We start from the raw sequence: 21,118 nt of genomic DNA, 5'->3' as shown, positions 1-21,118 counted from the left end.
AGCGATTGGTGGTGATAAAATGATTAGTGATATCGATTATATGAAGTTGGCGATGTCACAGGAAAGTGACAAAACGGAGATTGATCCTGTGTTGAGGAGTCGGGCCTGGAGTGCCGTACTCATCGGGTTAGCGATGTTCTGGAGTATCATCGCGCTCGTCGTCTGTAACGTTTGGATCATCAGCTGAGCGTACATTTTCTGGAAGGCGGTATGTTTCATTTTTATGACAGCGAAATCGTGAGAAATTATTTTAGTTAATAACCCGCGGCGACAAGGAGGATATATTTCGCGACCACAAGTTTTAAACAATCATCCCTTCTGTTGAACTAATCGTCAGATACCTGGCGATTAGTTCTTTCTGTACTCATGTACTAATACGATTCCCTCAGATATATTCTTTTCTATCAATTTCATTCGACAATATACCCTGTCTTTATTCAGGATTTTTGTTTTTGGCGCTTTTGCCGATTTTAGCAATTTGGGTTGTTATCAAAGTGTTATGGCTGGGATGTGTTATCTTTATTATTAACCCTGAGGAGATTCAGGGCATGCCATCCCTGCAATAAAGGAGGAGCTATGTCGTCAACCCTACGAGCAGCCAGTAAGGATACGCTACAGGTCAAAAATAAAACCTACCATTACTACAGCTTACCGCTGGCCGCTAAACAACTGGGCGATCTGACCCGTCTACCCAAATCGCTCAAAGTACTGCTGGAAAACCTGCTGCGCTGGCAGGACGGTGACTCCGTGACCGCCGAAGACATTCAGGCCCTCGCGGGCTGGCTTGAACATGCGCATGCTGACCGGGAAATTGCCTATCGTCCGGCGCGCGTGTTGATGCAAGATTTTACCGGCGTCCCGGCAGTGGTCGATTTAGCCGCCATGCGTGAAGCGGTAAAACGGTTGGGCGGAGATACGGCGAAGGTTAATCCGCTGTCGCCCGTTGATCTGGTGATTGACCACTCGGTGACGGTCGACCGCTTTGGCCATCAGTCGGCGTTCGAAGAAAACGTCCGCCTTGAAATGGAGCGCAACCATGAACGATATGTGTTCCTGCGCTGGGGTCAGCAGGCCTTCAGCCGCTTCAGCGTCGTGCCGCCGGGCACCGGTATTTGCCACCAGGTTAACCTCGAATACCTCGGTAAAGCGGTCTGGAGCGAAGAACAAAACGGCGAGTGGCTTGCCTGGCCTGACACCCTGGTGGGAACCGACTCGCATACCACGATGATCAACGGGCTGGGGGTGCTCGGCTGGGGCGTCGGCGGTATTGAAGCGGAAGCCGCGATGTTAGGACAGCCGGTCTCAATGCTGATCCCGGATGTGGTGGGCTTTAAGCTCAGCGGTAAACTGCGTGAAGGGATCACCGCCACCGACCTGGTGCTGACGGTAACCCAGATGCTGCGCCAGCATGGCGTGGTTGGTAAGTTTGTCGAATTCTATGGTGATGGTCTGGATTCACTACCGCTGGCGGACCGCGCTACCATCGCCAATATGGCGCCTGAATACGGGGCGACCTGCGGTTTCTTCCCGATCGACGCCGTCACCCTGAGCTACATGCGCCTGAGTGGCCGCAGCGACGAGCAGGTGGCGCTGGTGGAAGCCTACGCCAAAGCGCAGGGCATGTGGCGCCAGACCGGGGATGAGCCGGTCTTTACCAGCATGCTGGCGTTGGATATGGCTTCGGTGGAAGCCAGCCTGGCAGGGCCGAAGCGGCCGCAGGATCGCGTGGCGCTGGGCGATGTACCTAAGGCATTCGCCGCCAGCAGCGAGCTGGAAGTCAATCGGGCACAGAACGCCCGTCAGCCGGTAGACTATACGCTGAACGGACACCATTACGCATTACCAGACGGCGCGGTGGCGATTGCCGCCATTACGTCGTGCACCAACACCTCCAACCCCAGCGTCCTGATGGCTGCCGGTCTGCTGGCGAAAAAAGCGGTGGAGCTGGGCCTTAAACCACAGCCGTGGGTTAAAGCATCGCTGGCACCGGGTTCCAAAGTGGTCTCTGATTACCTGGCGCATGCCGGGCTGACGCCGTACCTCGATGCGCTTGGTTTTAACCTCGTAGGTTATGGTTGCACCACCTGCATCGGTAACTCCGGGCCGCTGCCGGAACCGATCGAAGAGGCCATCAAAAAAGGTGATTTAACCGTCGGCGCGGTGCTGTCGGGTAACCGCAACTTTGAAGGGCGCATTCATCCGCTGGTGAAAACCAACTGGCTGGCGTCGCCGCCGCTGGTGGTGGCCTATGCGCTGGCCGGGAATATGAACATCAACCTGACGAGCGACCCGCTGGGCACCAGCAAAGAGGGGCAGCCGGTCTATCTGAAAGATATCTGGCCGAGCGGCCATGAGATTGCTCGGGCGGTGGAGCAGGTCTCGACCGAGATGTTCCACAAAGAGTACGCTGAGGTGTTTGAAGGCACGGCGGAGTGGAAAGCGATTGAGGTCGAACGCTCCGACACCTATGACTGGCAGGAAGACTCCACCTACATTCGCCTGTCGCCATTTTTTGATGACATGGGGGTACAGCCGAAGCCGGTGGAGGATATTCACGGGGCGCGCATTCTGGCGATGCTCGGAGACTCGGTCACTACCGACCATATTTCCCCCGCCGGGAGTATCAAAGCCGACAGCCCGGCCGGGCGCTATTTGCAAGAGCACGGTGTGGCGCGCGCGGACTTTAACTCCTACGGATCCCGTCGCGGTAACCACGAAGTGATGATGCGCGGTACTTTTGCCAACATCCGCATTCGCAACGAAATGGTACCGGGCGTTGAGGGGGGGATGACCCGCCACCTGCCGGGCAGCGAACCGATCGCTATCTATGACGCTGCGATGCAGTATAAACGCGAGGGCGTACCGCTGGCGGTGGTCGCCGGGAAAGAGTACGGTTCTGGCTCCAGCCGCGACTGGGCAGCTAAGGGGCCGCGCCTGCTGGGCGTACGGGTGGTGATTGCCGAATCCTTCGAGCGTATTCACCGTTCTAACCTGATTGGGATGGGGATCCTGCCGCTGGAGTTCCCGCAGGGCGTCACGCGCAAAACGCTGGGCCTCAGCGGTGAAGAGCAGATCGACATCGGCAATCTTCAGGCGCTACAGCCTGGTGCAACGGTTGAGGTGCTCTTAACGCGCGCGGACGGCAGGCAGGAGGTGCTTGACTGCCGCTGCCGCATCGATACCGCCACAGAGCTCACCTACTATCAGAATGACGGCATTCTGCATTATGTGATCCGCAATATGCTGTAAATGTTGTAAAAAAAGGGCCAGCAATTGCTGGCCCTGAATCTTTTCCGACGCCTTACTTATTCAGCAGGTGACCCATTTTCGCGGCTTTCGTATCCAGATAATGGGCATTCTTCGGATTGCGGCCCACAATCAGCGGCACGCGCTCGACGATATTGATTCCGGCTTCGGTCAGGATTTCGACCTTCTTAGGGTTGTTGGTCAGCAGACGAACCTGGTCAACATGCAGAAGTTTGAACATATCGGCACATAGCGTGAAATCGCGCTCATCGGCGGCAAAACCCAGCTGATGGTTCGCTTCTACGGTGTCGTAGCCCTGATCCTGTAACGCATAGGCGCGGATCTTATTCAGCAGACCGATATTACGGCCTTCCTGACGATGGTACAGCAGAATGCCGCGTCCCTCTTCGGCAATATGCGACAGGGCCGCTTCCAGCTGAAAACCACAATCACAACGCAGACTAAAAAGGGCATCGCCCGTTAAGCACTCAGAGTGTACGCGAGCCAGGACGGGCTGCTGGCCCGAAATGTCGCCGAATACCAGTGCGACATGATCCTGCCCGGTTGCCAGTTCTTCAAATCCCACCATCAGGAAATCGCCCCAGGGGGTTGGCAGTTTGGCTTCTGCCACACGTTTAAGCTGCATGTGATTCTCCAGATTTTGTCAGCACCTGAATGTGCTTTCTGTTTGCCGCTATTTTGCCACAATGCCGTGACGTTCTCCTAATTACGCACGGCTGCCTGCGCGTAAAGCGCACAAACGAACCACTTTCCGTTATGATAGTCGGGAGATGAAATAAGGAGATAAGATGCTGTCGATAGCCAGACGAACTGCCGTTGCGGCGACACTGCTCATTGTTATGCCCGCCGTGGTCTGGATATCCGGATGGAAGTGGCAGCCCGGACTGCATGGTGCCGAGCTCAAAATGCTGTACTGGGTGACCGAGAGCGTGACCCAGCCGTGGGGGATTATCACCCATACGCTGTTATGCGCCTGGTTCCTGTGGTGTCTGCGTTTTCGCCTGCGCGCGGCCGTGGTGCTGTTTATGATACTGGCGGCGGCAATATTGCTGGGGCAGGGCATTAAATCCTGGATTAAAGAGCAGGCGCAGGAACCGCGCCCGTATGTGGTCTGGTTAGAAAAGAGCCAACAGGTGCCCGTCGAGCAATTCTACGCGTTAAAACGCAAAGAACGCGCTAAACTGGTGCATGAACAGCTGGCGCAGCAGCAGGATATTCCTAAATTCCTGCGTAAGCACTGGCAAAAAGAAACCGGGTTTGCGTTCCCTTCCGGCCACACCATGTTTGCCGCCAGCTGGGCGCTGCTCGGCGTGGGGCTGCTGTGGCCGCGTCGGCGTTGGTTGACCATGGCCGCTCTGCTGACGTGGGCAACGGCGGTGATGGGCAGCCGCCTGGCGCTGGGTATGCACTGGCCGCAGGACCTGATTGTTGCAACGCTTATCTCGTGGTTGCTGGTGACGCTGGCGACCTGGCTCACGCAGCGGCTGTGCGGTCCGCTTACGCCACCGGGCGAAGAGGCCCAGGATATTAAGAAACGGGCCATAAAACAGGAATAGCGTTGATTTTCGCGCCAGCCGGACACATATCCTGACAGGGTGTCATGCTTTTCCATTTCACCACTGCAGCGAAAATGATACTTTATAGGGCTGAATGCGGGATTTTTTCGCTCAACCCACAAAACGGGAAGTAGTGTGAAATATTTACTTATTTTCTTACTGGTACTCGCCATCTTCGTCATCTCGGTGACGCTGGGCGCGCAAAATGATCAACAGGTCACCTTCAACTATCTGCTTGCGCAGGGTGAATTCCGTATTTCAACGTTGCTGGCGGTCCTTTTCGCCGCAGGTTTTGCGATTGGCTGGCTGATTTGCGGCCTTTTCTGGCTGCGGGTACGCGTTTCCCTGGTTCGTGCTGAACGTAAAATTAAGCGTCTCGAACATCAAATTGCTCCTGCCAGCACCACGCCGGCTGGTGCAGCCGTTCCTGCGCTGAAGGAATAATCATTTATGCTGGAGTTGTTGTTTCTGCTTTTGCCCGTTGCCGCTGCTTATGGATGGTATATGGGGCGCAGAAGTGCACAACAGTCCAAACAGGACGATGCGAGCCGCCTGTCACGTGATTACGTGACCGGGGTGAACTTCCTGTTGAGCAATCAGCAGGATAAAGCCGTGGATCTGTTCCTCGACATGCTGAAAGAGGACACCGGCACCGTTGAGGCCCACCTGACGCTGGGTAACCTGTTCCGCTCCCGCGGCGAGGTTGACCGGGCCATTCGTATTCACCAGAGCCTGATGGAAAGCGCCTCGCTGACCTACGACCAGCGACTGCTGGCCGTTCAGCAGCTTGGTCGCGACTACATGGCCGCCGGCCTCTACGACCGCGCGGAAGATATGTTCAAGCAGCTGGTAGACGAGACCGATTTTCGCCTCAGCGCGTTGCAGCAACTGCTGCAAATCTATCAGGCCACCAGCGACTGGCAGTCTGCTATTGATGTCGCCGAACGGCTGGTTAAGCTCGGTAAAGAAAAACACCGGGGCGATATCGCCAACTTCTGGTGTGAGCTGGCGCTGCAGCAGATGGCGAACAGCGAGATGGACAAAGCCATGACGCTGCTGAAGAAAGGCGCAGCGGCGGACCGCAACAGCGCCCGGGTATCGATAATGATGGGCCGGGTGTGGATGGAGAAGGGCGACTACGCGAAAGCGGTAGAGAGCCTCGAGCGGGTCATCAATCAGGATAAAGAGCTGGTGGGGGAAACCCTCGACATGCTGCAGACCTGCTACCAGCAGCTGGGGAAGCTCGACGAGTGGGAGCAGTTCTTACGCCGCTGTGCCGATGAAAACACCGGTGCCACCGCAGAGCTGATGCTGGCGCAAATCCTTGAGCAGCGGGAAGGGATCGAGTCTGCGCAAAACTATGTGACCCGTCAGCTGGAGCGTCATCCGACTATGCGGGTGTTCCATAAGCTGATGGACTATCACCTCAATGAAGCCGAAGAGGGACGCGCGAAAGAGAGCCTCGGCGTGCTGCGCAATATGGTGGGTGAACAGGTACGCAGTAAACCGCGCTATCGCTGCCAGAAATGTGGTTTCACGGCGCATACGCTCTACTGGCACTGCCCGTCCTGCCGCTCATGGTCAACCATTAAACCGATTCGCGGCCTCGACGGACAATAACCGACGCAAGGTCTAAAAAAATCGCATTTTAGTTACAACATACTAATGAATTTATAGCGTTTCACCACCTCAGCTCCGTAGACAGCCTCGTCTGGCAGGGGATAAAAGCAGCCTGTCAATTTGCCGATATCGCAGGTAGAATGCTGCCCGTTTACCTTTTTTGCGCCAGACGGCGCCTATCAACAATTAAGGTCTGGTCACGATGTCTACTGCTACCTCTTCTCCTCGCGTTGTTACATCCTCTCCGGTTGTTGTTGCGCTCGATTATGATAACCGCGACAAAGCGCTGGCATTTGTTGACCTTATCGACCCGCGCGATTGCCGCCTGAAGGTGGGCAAAGAGATGTTTACACTGCTGGGGCCGCAGTTTGTACGCGATCTGCATCAGCGTGGCTTCGAGGTGTTCCTCGATCTGAAATTCCATGACATCCCGAACACTACGGCCCGTGCCGTGGCGGCGGCGGCAGAGCTTGGCGTCTGGATGGTCAACGTACATGCCTCCGGCGGCGCGCGGATGATGACCGCGGCGCGTGAAGCACTGCTGCCGTTTGGTAACGATGCGCCGTTGCTGATTGCCGTAACCGTGCTGACCAGCATGGAAGCCAGCGACCTGCAGGATCTCGGGATCACGCTATCGCCTGCCGATCATGCAGCGAAGCTGGCGGCATTAACCCAGCGCTGTGGTCTGGATGGCGTGGTATGCTCGGCGCAAGAAGCGGTGCGCTTCAAGCAGGAACTGGGCCAGGCATTCAAGCTGGTCACGCCGGGTATCCGTCCGCAGGGCAGCGACGCGGGCGATCAGCGTCGTATTATGACCCCGGAACAGGCACAGGAAGCCGGCGTTGACTATATGGTTATCGGTCGTCCAGTCACCCAGTCTGCAGATCCGGCAGCGACCTTACGCAGCATCAATGCATCACTGCACAAGGGGGCATAATGAGCGATTCTAATAGTCGGCTGGTCTATTCGACCGACAGCGGCCGCATCGATGAACCCAAGACGGTGGTAGAGCGTCCGAAAGGCGACGGCGTGGTGCGCATTCAGCGCCAGACCAGCGGCCGTAAAGGTAAGGGCGTATGCCTGATCACCGGAATCGACCTCGACGATGATGCGCTGGCGAAACTGGCCGCTGAGCTGAAAAAGAAATGCGGCTGCGGCGGTTCAGTTAAGGACGGTATTATTGAGATTCAGGGAGATAAGCGGGATCTGCTGAAATCGCTGCTGGAAGCCAAAGGCTTGAAAGTAAAACTGGCGGGCGGCTAATATGACAAGGCCACGGTAAATCCCGTGGCCTTGATACTTTCAGGTGCGTAAGTCTGATGAAGTAAATTATTTTTATTGGTTGTTTAGTTTAAAACTTATTTGCCAACCTGGTGGCCGATAATCCCACCGACGGCCGCGCCACCCAGAGTACCCAGGGTGCTACCATCGGTTAATACTGCGCCACCAATTGCACCCGCACCCGCACCGATAGCGGTATTACGATCGCGTTTAGACCAGTTAGAACAAGCGCTCAGAGACATTGCGACAGTGATAGCCAGTACTGCGGCAGCCATTTTTTTGCTCGTTGAAGTCATCATAATTTTTCTCCTGAATAATCTATTCATGGATCCAACTTCCCTTAAATCATAGCGTGATGCTCAGCTTTAAGGGCTATTCCATGAAACTTAAGTTGCGCAGGTGTTACTTTAATCACGCGGGTGATAGTCACTTCCTGTTATATCGCTAACATTAATTCTACTTTTTTTAAATTTTACCGGCAGGTAAAAACTCTTAATTGCCGGCTCGGAAAACTCTCAGATAGGCCGCGTGGCGCCTGCGCCCACGAAGGTGGGCGGCGGAAGGAGAAGCGAATGGAGAAGGGGATGACTGGGGTGAAATCAGCTGCAGCTGACGATATCAACGGTTAAACCATTGTCCGCCAGCTGCTGGCGTGCATCGTCACTAAGGTTTTCATCGGTAATAAGACGGCTAAAGAGCGTCGTCGGGCCGAGCGGATACGGATGCACCACGCTGAACTTCGAACTGTCGCTCAACACGATGGCTTCACATCCTTTTGCCAGCACGGCGTTGACCACATCGGCGCGCATCATATCTTTCCCGGTAAAACCGGTCTCCGGCTGCCAGCCATCAATACCGATAAAGGCCTTGCTGAAATGCACCTGCTGGATAAATTGCCGGGTCAAGGGGCCGACCATGCTTTCGCTGCGTTTCTGGTACAGCCCGCCGAGCAGAATTACCTCACCAGGGGTCTCCTTCAGCAGATGGGCAATATAGCTGCTAACGGTAATGATGGTGATATCGCCGCGCTCAGCCAGCGTACGGGCCAGCAGAGCGTTACAGCTGCCGTTTTCGATAAACACCGTCTCTCCGGCATTGACCAGGCTGGCGGCCCGGCTGGCGAGCTCTCGCTTGATAGAGAAGTAGGTCATCATGCGGGTTTCGACATCTTCACTGTCCAACGGAACGGCGAAACCGTGGGTCCGGCGCAGATAGCTCTGCTTTTCCAGTAAATTTAAATCCTGGCGAATCGTAACTTCAGAAACACCGGTCATTTTGGCGAGATCGGCCACGCTCATGCGGCCTTTATCGATGACCATTTGCAAAATACTTTGTTGTCGGGCGTTCATAGCAACATCGCAGTTAGAGGGCTATTTTGCCGACAATCGACTCCAGCGGGCGATTGTGGCGAGATGGACGTTCAGATTTCCCAGGGTGCTTTTGGCTGGCCGGGCTTTGTTTCCGCTTGATCGTCAGTGAGCGCCTGAAGTTCCGCTTTCAGGATCTCCAGATTGTGGATCGCAGAGTGATAATCTCCGGCAACCAGAATATCCAGCACGGTATCGATGCGTTGGGCGAGCAGGCGGGCATTCAATTCAGACATAGCATTATCCTGGTGACAAAAACGAATGAAATCAATGATGCAAAAAACGGATGAAAAAGAGAAGTGAAAAAATAGCACAACATAAATCATTCGAGCATAAATAGCGGAGAAATGCGGTCAAATGAGGTGATAAAGAGAGCGGCCCCTGGGATCAGGAGCCGCTGAGGCGTGCTATCAGGCGAACGGACGCGCGATGACGCTACGGGTTTCCATGCGAACTTCAGCAATCTTGACGTCGATAACGTCAGTCACCTTGTAGACGGTCTCACCTTTGATCTGGACGGTGCCGTTTTCCTGGCTACAGACCAGCTCATCGCGGACGGCGTGCAGGAACGGCGCCGGGATAAAGGCGACGGCACCGTTATCCACCAGACGCACGCGCATACCGCCACGGCTGATATCAATGATTTCAGCGGCAAAACGGGTATCGGTGCCCGCCTGCGGATTCAGATAACGGGCATACAGCCAGTCACCGACATCGCGCTCGGCCATGCGGTTCAGGCGACGACGCTCGGCCATCTGAACGGCAACTTCATCCTGCGGACGAGAGGCGTTTTCACCTTTGATAATCGCTTTCAGCAGACGATGGTTAATCATGTCGCCATACTTACGAATCGGTGAAGTCCAGGTGGCATAGGCTTCCAGGCCAAGGCCGAAGTGAGGACCAGGCTCAGTGCTGATCTCTGCGTAGGACTGGAAACGACGAATGCGGCTGTCGAGGAAACCTGATGGCTGAGCATCCAGTTCGCGACGCAGTTTGCAGAAGCCGTCGAGGGTCAGGACTTCGACCGGATCAACATGCACGTCATGCGTTTTCAGCAGTGCTGCCAACTGCTCGGTGTTCGCCGGATCAAAACCGGTGTGAACGTTATAAACACCAAAGCCCAGCTTGTCGCGCAGGACGCGAGCGGCACAGATGTTGGCGGCAATCATTGACTCTTCGACGATGCGGTTGGCGATGCGGCGCGGTTCGGCCACGATATCCAGCACTTCGCCTTTTTCACCCAGCACGAAACGGTAGTCCGGGCGGTCTTTGAACACCAGCGCATGGGTCTGACGCCATTGGCTGCGGCGCAGGCAAACATCCTGCAGCAGGTTAATCTGCTGTGCGATAGCGTCGTTTTCAGGCTGCCAGCTGCCGGTTTTTTCCAGCCAGTCGGAGACGTTGTCATAAGCCAGCTTCGCTTTTGACTCGATGGTAGCGGCGAAGAATTCGATATCGTCTTCAATTGTACCGTCGGCGGCCAGCGTCATGCGGCAGGCCAGAACCGGGCGCACAACCTGGGGACGCAGCGAGCACAGGTCGTCAGACAGTTCACGCGGCAGCATTGGGATATTGAAGCCCGGCAGATAGTTGGTGAACGCGCGGATTTTCGCGGTCTGATCCAGCTTGCTACCTTCAGCAATCCAGGCGGTCGGGTCGGCAATCGCGACGGTCAGGTGCAGTTTACCGTCTTCGGCTGTCTCGACATACAGCGCATCATCCATATCTTCGGTGCTGGCGCTGTCGATGGTGACGAAGTCCAGCGCCGTTAAATCGCGACGTTCCAGACCTTCATCCTGCATCTCGGTGGCGACACCATCCGGGGCTTCTTTTTCCAGATTATGGCGTGCCAGCGTAACCCACCAGGGAACGAAATGATCGTCACTGAAGGTAATGAACTGGGTTAATTCCGCATAAAAACCACGGTCGCCTTTCAGCGGATGACGGCGCATTTCTGCAACGGCCCAGTCACCCTGTTGAAAATCATGGTTCACGCTCCGATCGGCGCGGCAAGGGATAGCGTCTTTCAGCAGCGGATGATCGGGAACAATCGACAGGCGGTCATCTTTCTTATGCACTTTACCGACGAAACGCGTCAGGAAAGGCTCAATCAATGTTTCCGGCTCAGCGCTTTCGCGCTCTTTTTCAGTGTGGATCACGGCGCTGATACGGTCGCCATGCATCACTTTTTTCATTTGCGGCGGCGGAATAAAGTAGCTTTTCTGCGCATCAACTTCGAGGAAGCCAAAGCCTTTTTCTGTACCCTTTACGACCCCTTCAACACGAGGAGTCTGAGAATGCAGTTGCTGTTTAAGCTGCGCGAGCAGCGGGTTGTCCTGAAACATAATTAGGTATTTTCGTGGCTAAAAGAGCGGCTGACATTTTTACGCGATAATGCCTGTTGCAGCAAGCGATGTTTGGCATTTTAGGTCTGCTGACTCACATTCCCGAGGGCGATTTTCAGACGATTAATCCAGCCACACAAACCGCACCACGCCAGAATATCGATAATCTCTCGCGGCGAAAGCCCCTGCTCGATCAACGGGGTTAATTGCGCGGCGCTTAACCGGGCGGGAGCGCGGGTTAAAAGTTGTGCCGCCTGCAGCAACGCGTACTCATCGGGATGGTTTTTTCCCCAGTGCGCCAGGGCGTTATCGTCGTAACGCAGCAATGTGGACAGCGCGTCGCTTTCTGCGTCCGCCTGCACCCAGGCGTTAAAACAGCTGGCGCTGCCGTTGATGCGGGCGGACAGCAGCGCCATCGACTCGGCATGGGGCTGAAGGTCATGTAAGCGGCCCAGCAGGGTATTCTGGGTTTTGAAGATGGCTTCGTGGGTCGCCAGTAGCGGCGCCAGCGCGGAAAATCCCGAGTGTGGCTGACAGCTTGCCAGCAGAGCCTGGCGCTCATCATCCGCATAGCGCCATTCGGTTTCGTTCACATCGGGCTGCCAGCTGACGGGATCTGGCGAAAACAGCTCTGCCGGCGCATCGTCTTGCTGCGGCATACCCGGCATCCAGCGCACCGGGAAGCCCATTAGCGCGTGAAACGTGGCAATGGTCCGCGCCTGAAAGCCGATAAAACCAATAATTTGATTGATGAGGATGATATCGCGCGGGGTTAAGCCCACCTCATCGAGCTGGCTGCGGGACAGCGCGGTAATCACCGACGGGGAACTGGCTAACTGGCGGGCATACTGCGTAATTTGTGCCAGCCGGCGGTTGCTTTCCCGGGAAGAGTCCGGGCCGGACAGCGGTGCGAGGCGCGCGGCATAGTGATTACACAGGCGCTGGACGCCATACACCTGGGCGACGGTCAGGGCGGTGCTCAGGCGATCGTAGGCGCTCAACGTATGTAATCGGTTGACCATCACGGTGGCAGGGAAAAAGGCATCCGCCAGCCGCCTGGCCGGCAGCAGCCAGCCTGCATGCGCCTGGCTCCAGGCTTCCGGCAACGTCAGATCGAGTAAAAAGCGGTCTTCGACATCGGCGGCTTCAGGGACGAGTGGCAGTACATCGACCGGGCAGATGGTTGACTGGGTTTCATGATACCAGTGATTTTTGCCATAAACGCGGCGTTGCTCCATGGGCGTTCCTTGATAGGTATATGACTAGCCGCACTTTTGTGGGCCATATATGCATAACTATCCTGGCGTAACCCTGAGGCAGTAGAAAATATTGATCCGTACTAACAAATAGCGGATTGGAATAACAGAAAGGGGAACTGGCGGGGGAGACCCCTCCTCAGAGACCCGAGGAGGGGAAGGAACTTATTTCAGTTCCAGCTCATTCATTGCCGCGATGCTAAAGCCACCATCGACATGAACGACTTCACCGGAGATACCGGCAGACAGGTCAGAGCACAGGAAGGCTGCGCTGTTGCCGACGTCTTCGGTAGTGACGGTGCGACGAATCGGGGTAACCGCTTCGCAGTGGGCCAGCATTTTACGGAAATCTTTGATCCCGGATGCTGCCAGAGTACGGATTGGACCCGCAGAGATAGCGTTGACGCGCACGCCTTCCGGACCCATCGCGTTCGCCATATAGCGTACGTTAGCTTCCAGGGATGCTTTCGCCAGACCCATTACGTTGTAGTTCGGGATAGCGCGCTCTGCGCCCAGGTAGGACAGGGTCAGCAGGGCAGAACCCGGGTTCAGCATGCCGCGGCAGGCTTTGGCCATCGCCACGAAGCTGTAAGCGCTGATGTCGTGGGCAATTTTGAAGCCTTCACGGGTAACCGCGTTAACGTAATCGCCGTCCAGTTGATCCGCCGGTGCGAAACCGATGGAGTGAACGAAACCGTCAAACTTCGGCCACACTTTGGTCAGTTCAGTGAACAGAGACTCGATGCTCTCATCTTCAGCCACGTCGCACGGCAGTACAATGTTTGAACCCAGTGCCGCAGCAAATTCTTCCACACGACCTTTCAGTTTTTCGTTCTGATAGGTGAACGCCAGTTCAGCCCCTTCACGGTGCATTGCTTGCGCAATACCGTAGGCGATGGACAGTTTGCTGGCAACGCCAGTCACCAGAATGCGCTTACCGGAAAGAAAACCCATAGCTTTAATCCTTATCGTTATTGCTTATTTTTACTTTAACAATCATGGGGTTAAGGTTGTTATTTCAAAATAACTCAAATTTAGCCGAGAATTATATCCCACTGACGACCCCTTGTGTCACGCTATTTTCGTGTCTTCACACGTAATGACGACCGGACACCCTCCAGTATATCACCGGATATCAGCCCCGTTTGACGTCATTCACCCGGTCAATTTCACTCCGGTGACGGGTAATTTGTGCCAGCAATAACAGAGCATCGACAGAGTCCGGCGTCATGATGCCAGGCGACTCCCCCTGCCAGCCGATCCCCGAGCGGGCATCATAGCTAGCGCCAGCCAGCTGCCAGCGTCCCTGCAGCACCCAGGCAATCCCTTCGCTGCCGGGCAGTTGCTGGTCGGAGACAACGCTGACGCTGGCACTGGCCCGGCTGCGCTGGGTCATAATATTAAAATCCAGCCCCGGAGCGGTGATGCCTTCGCTCCTGAGCGCCCATTCGCCGGGAAATGCCCACGGCTGCGGGTATCTCAGCTGATGATTAATTCCGTCGCCCCGCAGCCACAGCGGTTCGCCTTCCAGCAGCATAATCACCCGATCGATGCCGGTAAACCGGGAGAACGGGCCGTCGTTTTGCAGCGTGGCGATGCTGGCGCGCCAGAGAAACGGCGCATCGGGATCGGGTGACGGAACGCAGAGGATTTCACGTGTCGTACCGCCGCCGTTTTTCCACGGCGTTATCGGCAAAGCGGAGAAGGTAAAGGAAGTCAGCATCGCAGTTTCACCATCAGGTCAGTTTTTTGGTTGTGTAACGCTGCGTCATCATTGTGAGCGATGAGGGATTTGTCAATGCTTGTATAGACAAGTGCTGTTGGCGGAAGGTGGCAAAATAAAAAGCAGGTGCGGGCGCTAGCGAAAAATGCAGTATCCCGACGGCAGCGCCGCCGGAATAGTATACAGACGGTTATTTCCCGTCTTTACGCCAGGCATCGGCGGTGAGCGCTTCACCGAAGTGTCCGGCAATCAGGCGTCTGGTTAAATCGTGCAGCGGCGAAGCCAGTACGTCGGCGGTGCTGCCGCGCTCGACCACTTCCCCCTGGTGCATCACCAGCACCTGATCGCTGATATGCTTCATCATGCCGAGATGCTGGGTGACATAGATATATGAAATTCCCTGTTTTTCCTGAAGCTCCAGCATCAGGTTAATCAGCTGCGAGCGCATCGACATATCCAGCGACGCGAGGGCTTCATCGCAGATGATCACCTTCGGGCGCAGGATCAGCGCTCGGGCCAGACCCAGACGCTGTTTCTGTCCCGGAGCCAGCATATGGGGATAGTAGCTGACGTGATCCGGCAACAGGCCGACCATTCGCAGCGTTTCAATGATCTGCTTCTCCCGGGCCTCGGGTTCGAGGTCGGTATTCAGGCGCAGCGGAAAGTCGAGGATCTGCGAAATCCGCTGCCGCGGGTTAAGCGAAGTTGAGGGATCCTGGAAGATCATGCGAATCCGCTGGCTACGGAACGAGTAATCGCCAAACGCCAGAGGATGATCGTCGATCAGCAGGTCGCCGGAGGTCGGTTCAATCATCCCGGCCAGCATTTTCGCCAGGGTTGATTTCCCCGAGCCGTTCTCACCAATGATCGCCAGAGTCTGACGCTCGCGCAGGGTAAAACTCAGCGGTTTGACCGCTTCCACAGTCTGACGCCGAAACCAACCGGTACGGTAGCGAAAGGTCTTACTCAGATTGCGGACTTCGAGCAATGTTTCGACCATTTCACTCTTTCTCCATGTTCAACGGGAAATGACAGGCGTACAGATGCGTTCTGGCTCCGACCAGGCGCGGCGTCTCAATGCATTCTCGTTGCGCGTACGGGCAGCGCGGCCCCAGCCGACAGCCGATCGGCAGTTGCTCAAGCAGGGGAATCGCGCCCGACAGGGTATTAAGACGGCTTTTATGCGGCAAGGCGCTACCGAAATCGGGGATCGCGCGGATCAATGCCTGGGTGTACGGGTGATGGGGCGTGTTCACCAGCTCTTCGCTGAGTGCCGTTTCCACAGTTTGCCCGCAGTACATCACATTGATTTTATCCGCCCACTTGCTGAGCATCTGCATATCGTGGCTGATCAGCAAAATCGTGGTGTTATTGTTCTGGTTCAGGCGGGTGAGCAGACGGATGATCTGCGCCTGGGTCGTCGGCTCCATGGCGTTGGTCGGCTCATCGGCGATCAGCAGACGCGGCTGGTTAGCGAGGGCGATGGCAATCATCACCTTCTGACACTCCCCGTCGGTTAATTCGTAGGGAAAACTGCGCATCGCGTCTTTGTGGTCTTTAATCCCGACGCGATGGAGCAGCTCGATGGCCCGACGTTTACGCCAGCCTATACGCTGCCACCAATGACCTTTAAAGGTCCAGCCGGGGATATTCTGCATCAACTGCAGACCGATGCGTTCAGACGGATCCAGACAGGATTGCGGCTCCTGGAAAATCATCGACACGTTGTGGCCGATAAGCTTGCGGCGTTCACGGTTGGAGAGACGCAGCAGGTCGATATCATCGAAGCGCATGCGGTCCGCGGTAACCCGCCAGTTATCTTTGGTCACCCCGCAGATCGCTTTGGCGATCAGGCTTTTACCGGAGCCGGATTCTCCCACCAGGCCACGAATTTCCCCTTCCGCGAGGGTCAGGCTGACGCGGTCGACGGCTTTGACCCAGCCTTCGTTGGTTTTGAACTCAATGGTTAAATTGCGAATATCGAGTAACGGCATTATTCCACCCCGGCGATAATGGCACGGCGGATACCGTCGCCCAGCAGATTGACCAACAGCACGCTAATCATGATCGCCGCACCGGGCAGCATGACCGTCCACGGGGCCACGTAGATAAGCTCCAGCGCGTCGCCAAGCATCGCGCCCCATTCCGGCGAGGGGAGCTGGGCACCAAGGTCGAGAAAACCGAGGGCGGCAATATCCAGAATGGCCATCGACAGGGCGCGGGTGATCTCCGTCACCAGCCCGGAGGCGATATTGGGCAGCACCGCAAACCATAAAATATTGAGGGTAGAGGCCCCGTCGAGACGGGCGGCAATGACGTACTCTTTTTCCAGTTCGTCATGCACCATGCTGTAGACCGAGCGGACGATGCGCGGCAGCAACGCCAGCCACACGGCAAACATCGCATGGCTCAGATGCGGCCCGGCAAAGGCGACGACGATAATCGCCAGCAGCAGCGACGGAATCGACAGCAGGGTATCGAGGATGTGGTTCAGCATTGCCGACAGCAGGCCGTGGGTCGAACCGGCGATAACCCCAAGCACCAGGCCGAACAGGGTGGCCGCGAAGGTCACCACAAAAGCACCGCCCACGGTGGGAGCCGCACCGCTTAACAGCCGACTCAGCACATCGCGACCGAGATCGTCGGTGCCGAGGAAAAACGACACTTCACCATAGCGCGACCATGATGGCGGCAGCAGCTGATAGCCGAGGAACTGCTGATCGATACCGTAGGGGGCAAACCAGCCGCCGAAAACACACAGCAGGATCAGAGCGGCACAGCCGTACAGGCCGATCATGGCGGTGGTATCGCCGTAGAATTTCCGCCATACGGTACGCAGCGCGCCAGGTGGGCGCTTTTCCAGATAGACGCTATCGTAAGGCATACCATTCCTTATGTTTCAGAGGGTTAGCCATTGCTCCCAGAATGTCTGATATCACGTTGACGGTAATCACCAGCGCGCCAATCACCATCACGCCTGCCGAAATCGCGGCGTAATCCTGCTGGCGGATGGCATTTATCAGCCAGCGGCCCAGGCCCGGCCAGCTAAAGACCATTTCGGTGATCATCGCCAGGGTCAGCATGGTTGAAAACTGCAGGCCAAGACGCGGGATCACCGGCGGCAGGGCGTTGTGCAGCACGTGGCGATGTAAAATCGTGCGTCGCGAAACGCCGCGGGTGGCGGCGGCCTTAACGTAGTTGGTGTCGTACACGTCGCTGGTGCTGATGCGCATCAGACGGATCACTTCGGTGGTAGGCGCCACCGCCAGCGTGAGGACCGGCAAAACCATATGGCGCGCGGCGCTAACGATCATCTCATGGCGCCACGGCGAATCGGAAAGCCAGGCGTCAATCAGCGCAAAGCCGGTGACGGTTTTCACTTCATAGAGCAAGTCAAAGCGCCCGGAAACCGGGAACCAGCCAAGCGTCAGGGAGAAAAACAGCGTCAGCAATAGCGCCAGCCAGAACACCGGAATCGAAAATCCCACCAGCGCGAGGGCGCTGATCAGGGTATCCGGCCACTTATTGCGCATGATGCCCGCCAGCATGCCCACCGGGATACCGATTAACAGCGCAAAGCCAAACGCGAGGATGCACAGCTCCATGGTCGCCGGGAACACCTCTTTCAACTGCTCTGAAATCAGCTGGCCGTTAATGCTGGAGACGCCAAAGTCCCAGTGCAGCAGTCCCGTGAACCAGAACTGCCAGGCATTCCACAACGAGGCGCCCTGCAGCGGGGCATGGGGCGTAAAGTAGCTCAGGCTGAAGCCCACGAAGGTCAGGAAAAAGAGCGTCACCAGCAGGAGCAGCAGGCGGCGCAGGGTAAAAATAATCATGGTTTTTTCACCTCGTCTTTTTTCTCCCGCGAGACGCCCGCAAAGGAGGCGTTACCGAACGGACTCAGGATCAGACCTTTCATATCATAGCGGTAGGCCTGCAGGCGCAGCGATGAAGCCAGCGGCAGCACCGGCAGGTCGCGAGCCAGGATATGCTGCGCTTCTTTATAGGCCTCAATACGCGAAGCCAGCTGCTGTGAGCGTAGCGCTTTTTGCAGCACCTCATCGAATTCGCGATTGCACCAGTGGGCAAAGTTGGTCTGCGAGGCAATGGCCGCGCAGCTCAGCAGTGGACGGAAAAAACTGTCCGGGTCATTACTGTCGGTAGCCCAACCGGAAAGGGTCAGATCGTGGTTCATGTCCATCAATCTGGCTTCCTGGAATCGGCCTTCCACCGGCACGATAATAACCTTCACGCCAATTTGCGCCATGTCCGCCTGGATAAGTTCCGCGGTTTTCAGCGGGCTGGGGTTCCAGGCCTGCGAGCTGGTCGGGACCCAGAGCTTCAGCGTCAGCTTTTCCAGACCTAGCGCTTTAAGCTGGGCCCGGGCTTCCTTCGGGTTGTATTCCGTGATTTTTGCGTCGTTATCGTAGGCCCACGAGGCGCGCGGCAGCATCGACGCGGCGGTTTCGGCGGTACCGTAATAAATGGACTGCATCAGACGCTGGTTATTAATGGCCAGCGCCAGCGCGTGGCGAACTTCGGGTTTATCCAGCGGCGGCCTGGCGGTATTGAACGCCAGCCACGCGATGTTCATGCCCGGGCGCAGCGTCAGGCGCAGGCGCGGATCGTCACGGAGGATCGTTAACTGGCTGGCAGCCGGCCAGGCCAGCACGTCGCACTCACCGGTTAACAGTTTTGACAAACGCCCCGTGCCGCCAGAGCCGAGATCGACCACCACCTGCGGCATCAGCGGCTTACCGCGCCAGTAGCCAGGATGGCGCTGCAGGCGTACATACTGCCCCGCGCGATACTCTTCAAGCTGGAACGGACCGGTGCCGACCGGCTGGCGATCGAGCTGTTCCTGGCGATCGACTTTGGCCAGCTGTGCGCCATATTCCGCCGACATCACCGAGGCATAGTGGGTCGCCAGATGCCAGAGGAACGAGGCATCCGGCTGCTTCAGACGAAATTCGACGGTTTGATTATCCAGCTTGCGCACGCTCTCTACGCTGTCGGCAAACTGCAGACTATCGAAATAGGGGAAGCTGCTGCCGTTGACGTTGTGCCACGGATCGTCGCGCTTAAAAATGCGATTGAAGGTGAAAATCACATCGTCTGCATTAAAAGCGCGAGAGGGCTTAAACCAGGAGGTCGACTGGAAAGCGACGTGAGGACGTAGATGGAAGCGGTACGTGGCACCGTTATCCAGTACTTCCCAGCTTTCCGCCAGCTGCGGCACCAGCCGGTAGGTATAAGGGTCGACATCCAGCAGGCGGTCGTAGAGTTGAGCCGCTAAGGTATCGACAATCAGCCCGCTGCTGACTTTCTGCGGGTTAAAGGTATTGACCTGACCGCTTACACAGTAAACAAAACCGCTGTCGCGGATGTCGGCATTTGCCGGCAGCGTGGGCGCGGCCATTGCCTGCGTACACAGCAGCGATAGCGCCGCCAGCAGGGAGGAGAGTTTCAGGCGCATAATATTTTTTTGGTTATAGAGCAGAGCTCTGTTTTATTAATGTTCAATGACATATTCCATCACCTTAAACGCTCACAGGAACCATTTAGTCAGTCGCTGCGTCATTGTGCGAGAGCACCACTCCTTCGAGTATACCTCGTAAACCCATCCGGCGTTTTTATCTGCCATTTCCCTGAATAAACGCGTAAAACCCGCGAGGGCGCAAGCCGCGCCGATCGTGATGCGTCCAAGGAGGTGACGGGTTGATATTCATCAAAAACCTGAGGGTATGGTGCTCTTTTAAGCGCTTCTCAGCATATTCATGCGTTGTATGGGGGATAATGAAACATGGTATCTTTTTATGGCTGAATTCTCCAGTAAGCTTGGTGATTACAGCGGAAGCAGGCGGTTATAACGCCCGATATACTCCTTGGGTGTGATTTCAATTTCTGAGCCTTCACGATGGGTGGCCACGAAAGACCGCAATACCATCCCGCTGCGTTTCTCGCTAATTTCCCAGCCTTGCTGGCGATAGGCATCAAGAGTCGAACGAATGCACAGGTCCGAGAAAATCATCATCAGCGACAGCGCCGGTGAATGATGATGCTTCATGGTGTGGGTTAAGCTGACGTGGGCCGCATAGCGACTAAGAGTATGAATATTAACCGGAATCATGTGCGTTTTCAGTCCATTGAACGATGATGGCGCAGACTATAATTCACATTGACACATCTTGCCAGTTACAAATATTTAACCCCAGGGCGCTGAAAACACAGGGCAATCTGGCCCGGCAGGCGACGGCGGGTAAAATGCGGGCTGCTGCGCTGCGAGCGACCCGCATGGCATCGCGAAGGCCGGAATCAGGCGCTATCAGGTGAGCGAATGGGCCAGCCTGGTCATGGCAAACTGCAGTACTTTTTCGCCGTCAAAAGCGGCGTAGGGCAGACTTTCAATCACCGCAATCTGCTGGTTATCCAGCAACACGGCGGCGATCTCATCGGTCTTATATTGAATATGCGGCGCCACTAAAACCGCGTGGTAGGCGGGAGCCACGCTAAAGACATTCTCCAGACCGACGGCGCTAATCAGCATATTCATCCCCTGAGTATCCGCGATTTTTTGCATTTTCTTCGCTAAGAGGTTCGCGGTTTCCCCGAACAAGCAACATATCAGTAGTTTTTTCACGGTGTGATCCTCGATGGAGTCCCGTGTCTACATTATGCCGCTGTGGTTGATGAAAATGCGCAG

22 protein-coding genes are annotated in these 21,118 nt (G+C 56.0%); 7 read left to right on the top strand and 15 right to left on the bottom strand.

From position 1 onward, the window contains the following. Positions 1–19: 19 nt before the first annotated feature. Positions 20–187, top strand: coding sequence for a YmiA family putative membrane protein (locus tag ACMYSN_RS03760; RefSeq protein ID WP_123754040.1), 168 nt, complete (start codon positions 20–22; stop codon positions 185–187). A 389-nt stretch (positions 188–576) separates the two neighbouring features. Beyond that, positions 577–3,249, top strand: coding sequence for an aconitate hydratase (gene acnA / locus ACMYSN_RS03755; protein ID WP_462497063.1), 2,673 nt, complete (start codon positions 577–579; stop codon positions 3,247–3,249). 52 nt (positions 3,250–3,301) lie between these two features. Here the strand turns inward: acnA and ribA are convergent, their stop codons facing one another. Continuing rightward, the gene (gene ribA / locus ACMYSN_RS03750) at positions 3,302–3,892 is read right to left on the bottom strand and encodes a GTP cyclohydrolase II (protein WP_123754042.1); all 591 of its coding nucleotides are present in this window, start codon (positions 3,890–3,892) and stop codon (positions 3,302–3,304) included. Between the two features lie 163 nt (positions 3,893–4,055). Here ribA and pgpB point away from each other — a divergent pair, with 163 nt between their 5' ends. The 5 genes from pgpB to yciH all read left to right on the top strand — a co-directional run bounded on the left by pgpB (position 4,056) and on the right by yciH (position 7,706). Then, on the top strand, positions 4,056–4,823 hold the full coding sequence (gene pgpB, locus ACMYSN_RS03745) for a phosphatidylglycerophosphatase B (RefSeq protein WP_462497062.1): 768 nt from the start codon (positions 4,056–4,058) through the stop codon (positions 4,821–4,823). A 135-nt stretch (positions 4,824–4,958) separates the two neighbouring features. Continuing rightward, positions 4,959–5,267, top strand: a complete 309-nt coding sequence (locus tag ACMYSN_RS03740; protein ID WP_174508913.1) for a LapA family protein — start codon at positions 4,959–4,961, stop codon at positions 5,265–5,267. Between the two features lie 6 nt (positions 5,268–5,273). Then, positions 5,274–6,443: a lipopolysaccharide assembly protein LapB gene (gene lapB, locus ACMYSN_RS03735; protein WP_462497061.1), complete on the top strand. Its 1,170-nt coding sequence runs from the start codon at positions 5,274–5,276 to the stop codon at positions 6,441–6,443. A 202-nt stretch (positions 6,444–6,645) separates the two neighbouring features. After that, entirely contained in the window at positions 6,646–7,380 is a 735-nt protein-coding gene (gene pyrF, locus ACMYSN_RS03730; protein ID WP_174508911.1) for an orotidine-5'-phosphate decarboxylase, read from the top strand. Then, a complete protein-coding gene (gene yciH / locus ACMYSN_RS03725; RefSeq protein ID WP_462497060.1) occupies positions 7,380–7,706 on the top strand; it encodes a translation initiation factor in 327 nt (108 codons plus the stop codon). The genes pyrF and yciH overlap by 1 nt, the downstream gene beginning before the upstream one ends. A gap of 95 nt (positions 7,707–7,801) precedes the next feature. Here the strand turns inward: yciH and osmB are convergent, their stop codons facing one another. From osmB to ACMYSN_RS03655, 14 genes are all read right to left on the bottom strand, one after another. Further along, the gene (gene osmB / locus ACMYSN_RS03720) at positions 7,802–8,020 is read right to left on the bottom strand and encodes an osmotically-inducible lipoprotein OsmB (protein ID WP_123755455.1); all 219 of its coding nucleotides are present in this window, start codon (positions 8,018–8,020) and stop codon (positions 7,802–7,804) included. A 303-nt stretch (positions 8,021–8,323) separates the two neighbouring features. Next, on the bottom strand, positions 8,324–9,073 hold the full coding sequence (gene yciT, locus ACMYSN_RS03715) for a DNA-binding transcriptional regulator YciT (RefSeq protein ID WP_462497059.1): 750 nt from the start codon (positions 9,071–9,073) through the stop codon (positions 8,324–8,326). Between the two features lie 71 nt (positions 9,074–9,144). Then, the gene (locus ACMYSN_RS03710) at positions 9,145–9,327 is read right to left on the bottom strand and encodes a YciZ family protein (RefSeq protein ID WP_123754050.1); all 183 of its coding nucleotides are present in this window, start codon (positions 9,325–9,327) and stop codon (positions 9,145–9,147) included. Between the two features lie 174 nt (positions 9,328–9,501). Further along, positions 9,502–11,436 (bottom strand): exoribonuclease II, encoded by a 1,935-nt coding sequence (locus ACMYSN_RS03705; protein WP_462497058.1) that lies wholly within the window; start codon positions 11,434–11,436, stop codon positions 9,502–9,504. 80 nt (positions 11,437–11,516) lie between these two features. Then, a complete protein-coding gene (locus ACMYSN_RS03700; protein ID WP_462497057.1) occupies positions 11,517–12,674 on the bottom strand; it encodes a CMD domain-containing protein in 1,158 nt (385 codons plus the stop codon). Between the two features lie 183 nt (positions 12,675–12,857). Further along, positions 12,858–13,646, bottom strand: a complete 789-nt coding sequence (gene fabI, locus ACMYSN_RS03695) for an enoyl-ACP reductase FabI (protein WP_434585202.1) — start codon at positions 13,644–13,646, stop codon at positions 12,858–12,860. A 181-nt stretch (positions 13,647–13,827) separates the two neighbouring features. Next, positions 13,828–14,415 (bottom strand): HutD/Ves family protein, encoded by a 588-nt coding sequence (locus ACMYSN_RS03690; protein ID WP_462497056.1) that lies wholly within the window; start codon positions 14,413–14,415, stop codon positions 13,828–13,830. Positions 14,416–14,605: 190 nt separating this feature from the next. Then, positions 14,606–15,415, bottom strand: coding sequence for a peptide ABC transporter ATP-binding protein SapF (gene sapF, locus ACMYSN_RS03685; protein WP_154143701.1), 810 nt, complete (start codon positions 15,413–15,415; stop codon positions 14,606–14,608). A gap of 1 nt (position 15,416) precedes the next feature. Continuing rightward, positions 15,417–16,409 carry a putrescine export ABC transporter ATP-binding protein SapD gene (gene sapD, locus ACMYSN_RS03680; RefSeq protein ID WP_123754056.1) on the bottom strand — a complete coding sequence of 331 codons (993 nt, stop codon included), beginning with the start codon at positions 16,407–16,409 and terminating at the stop codon, positions 15,417–15,419. Next, entirely contained in the window at positions 16,409–17,299 is an 891-nt protein-coding gene (gene sapC / locus ACMYSN_RS03675) for a putrescine export ABC transporter permease SapC (RefSeq protein WP_123754057.1), read from the bottom strand. The genes sapD and sapC overlap by 1 nt, the downstream gene beginning before the upstream one ends. Next, positions 17,286–18,251, bottom strand: a complete 966-nt coding sequence (gene sapB / locus ACMYSN_RS03670; protein ID WP_462497055.1) for a peptide ABC transporter permease SapB — start codon at positions 18,249–18,251, stop codon at positions 17,286–17,288. The genes sapC and sapB overlap by 14 nt, the downstream gene beginning before the upstream one ends. After that, positions 18,248–19,891, bottom strand: a complete 1,644-nt coding sequence (gene sapA / locus ACMYSN_RS03665) for an ABC transporter substrate-binding protein (RefSeq protein WP_462497054.1) — start codon at positions 19,889–19,891, stop codon at positions 18,248–18,250. The genes sapB and sapA overlap by 4 nt, the downstream gene beginning before the upstream one ends. Before the next feature lie 369 nt (positions 19,892–20,260). Beyond that, positions 20,261–20,545 carry a hypothetical protein gene (locus ACMYSN_RS03660; protein ID WP_462497053.1) on the bottom strand — a complete coding sequence of 95 codons (285 nt, stop codon included), beginning with the start codon at positions 20,543–20,545 and terminating at the stop codon, positions 20,261–20,263. Positions 20,546–20,740: 195 nt separating this feature from the next. Beyond that, entirely contained in the window at positions 20,741–21,055 is a 315-nt protein-coding gene (locus ACMYSN_RS03655) for a PTS sugar transporter subunit IIB (RefSeq protein WP_462497052.1), read from the bottom strand. Between the last annotated feature and the right edge of the window lie 63 nt (positions 21,056–21,118).

Source organism: Klebsiella sp. R445, assembly GCF_051131755.1.
GTDB classification, from domain to species: Bacteria; Pseudomonadota; Gammaproteobacteria; order Enterobacterales; family Enterobacteriaceae; genus Klebsiella; species Klebsiella lignicola.
This window is presented reverse-complemented; position numbering and strand designations above follow the sequence as displayed.

Bases quoted from the DNA above. Each gene is read 5' to 3' on its own strand.
- osmB (WP_123755455.1), bottom strand. From the start codon at position 8,020: ATGACTTCAACGAGCAAAAAAATGGCTGCCGCAGTACTGGCTATCACT.
- fabI (WP_434585202.1), bottom strand. From the start codon at position 13,646: ATGGGTTTTCTTTCCGGTAAGCGCATTCTGGTGACTGGCGTTGCCAGC.
- sapB (WP_462497055.1), bottom strand. From the start codon at position 18,251: ATGATTATTTTTACCCTGCGCCGCCTGCTGCTCCTGCTGGTGACGCTC.
- sapA (WP_462497054.1), bottom strand. From the start codon at position 19,891: ATGCGCCTGAAACTCTCCTCCCTGCTGGCGGCGCTATCGCTGCTGTGT.
- sapF (WP_154143701.1), bottom strand. From the start codon at position 15,415: ATGGTCGAAACATTGCTCGAAGTCCGCAATCTGAGTAAGACCTTTCGC.
- lapB (WP_462497061.1), top strand. From the start codon at position 5,274: ATGCTGGAGTTGTTGTTTCTGCTTTTGCCCGTTGCCGCTGCTTATGGA.
- yciT (WP_462497059.1), bottom strand. From the start codon at position 9,073: ATGAACGCCCGACAACAAAGTATTTTGCAAATGGTCATCGATAAAGGC.
- ACMYSN_RS03760 (WP_123754040.1), top strand. From the start codon at position 20: ATGATTAGTGATATCGATTATATGAAGTTGGCGATGTCACAGGAAAGT.
- acnA (WP_462497063.1), top strand. From the start codon at position 577: ATGTCGTCAACCCTACGAGCAGCCAGTAAGGATACGCTACAGGTCAAA.
- sapC (WP_123754057.1), bottom strand. From the start codon at position 17,299: ATGCCTTACGATAGCGTCTATCTGGAAAAGCGCCCACCTGGCGCGCTG.
- ACMYSN_RS03705 (WP_462497058.1), bottom strand. From the start codon at position 11,436: ATGTTTCAGGACAACCCGCTGCTCGCGCAGCTTAAACAGCAACTGCAT.
- pgpB (WP_462497062.1), top strand. From the start codon at position 4,056: ATGCTGTCGATAGCCAGACGAACTGCCGTTGCGGCGACACTGCTCATT.
- ribA (WP_123754042.1), bottom strand. From the start codon at position 3,892: ATGCAGCTTAAACGTGTGGCAGAAGCCAAACTGCCAACCCCCTGGGGC.
- ACMYSN_RS03690 (WP_462497056.1), bottom strand. From the start codon at position 14,415: ATGCTGACTTCCTTTACCTTCTCCGCTTTGCCGATAACGCCGTGGAAA.
- pyrF (WP_174508911.1), top strand. From the start codon at position 6,646: ATGTCTACTGCTACCTCTTCTCCTCGCGTTGTTACATCCTCTCCGGTT.
- ACMYSN_RS03710 (WP_123754050.1), bottom strand. From the start codon at position 9,327: ATGTCTGAATTGAATGCCCGCCTGCTCGCCCAACGCATCGATACCGTG.
- yciH (WP_462497060.1), top strand. From the start codon at position 7,380: ATGAGCGATTCTAATAGTCGGCTGGTCTATTCGACCGACAGCGGCCGC.
- sapD (WP_123754056.1), bottom strand. From the start codon at position 16,409: ATGCCGTTACTCGATATTCGCAATTTAACCATTGAGTTCAAAACCAAC.
- ACMYSN_RS03700 (WP_462497057.1), bottom strand. From the start codon at position 12,674: ATGGAGCAACGCCGCGTTTATGGCAAAAATCACTGGTATCATGAAACC.
- ACMYSN_RS03660 (WP_462497053.1), bottom strand. From the start codon at position 20,545: ATGATTCCGGTTAATATTCATACTCTTAGTCGCTATGCGGCCCACGTC.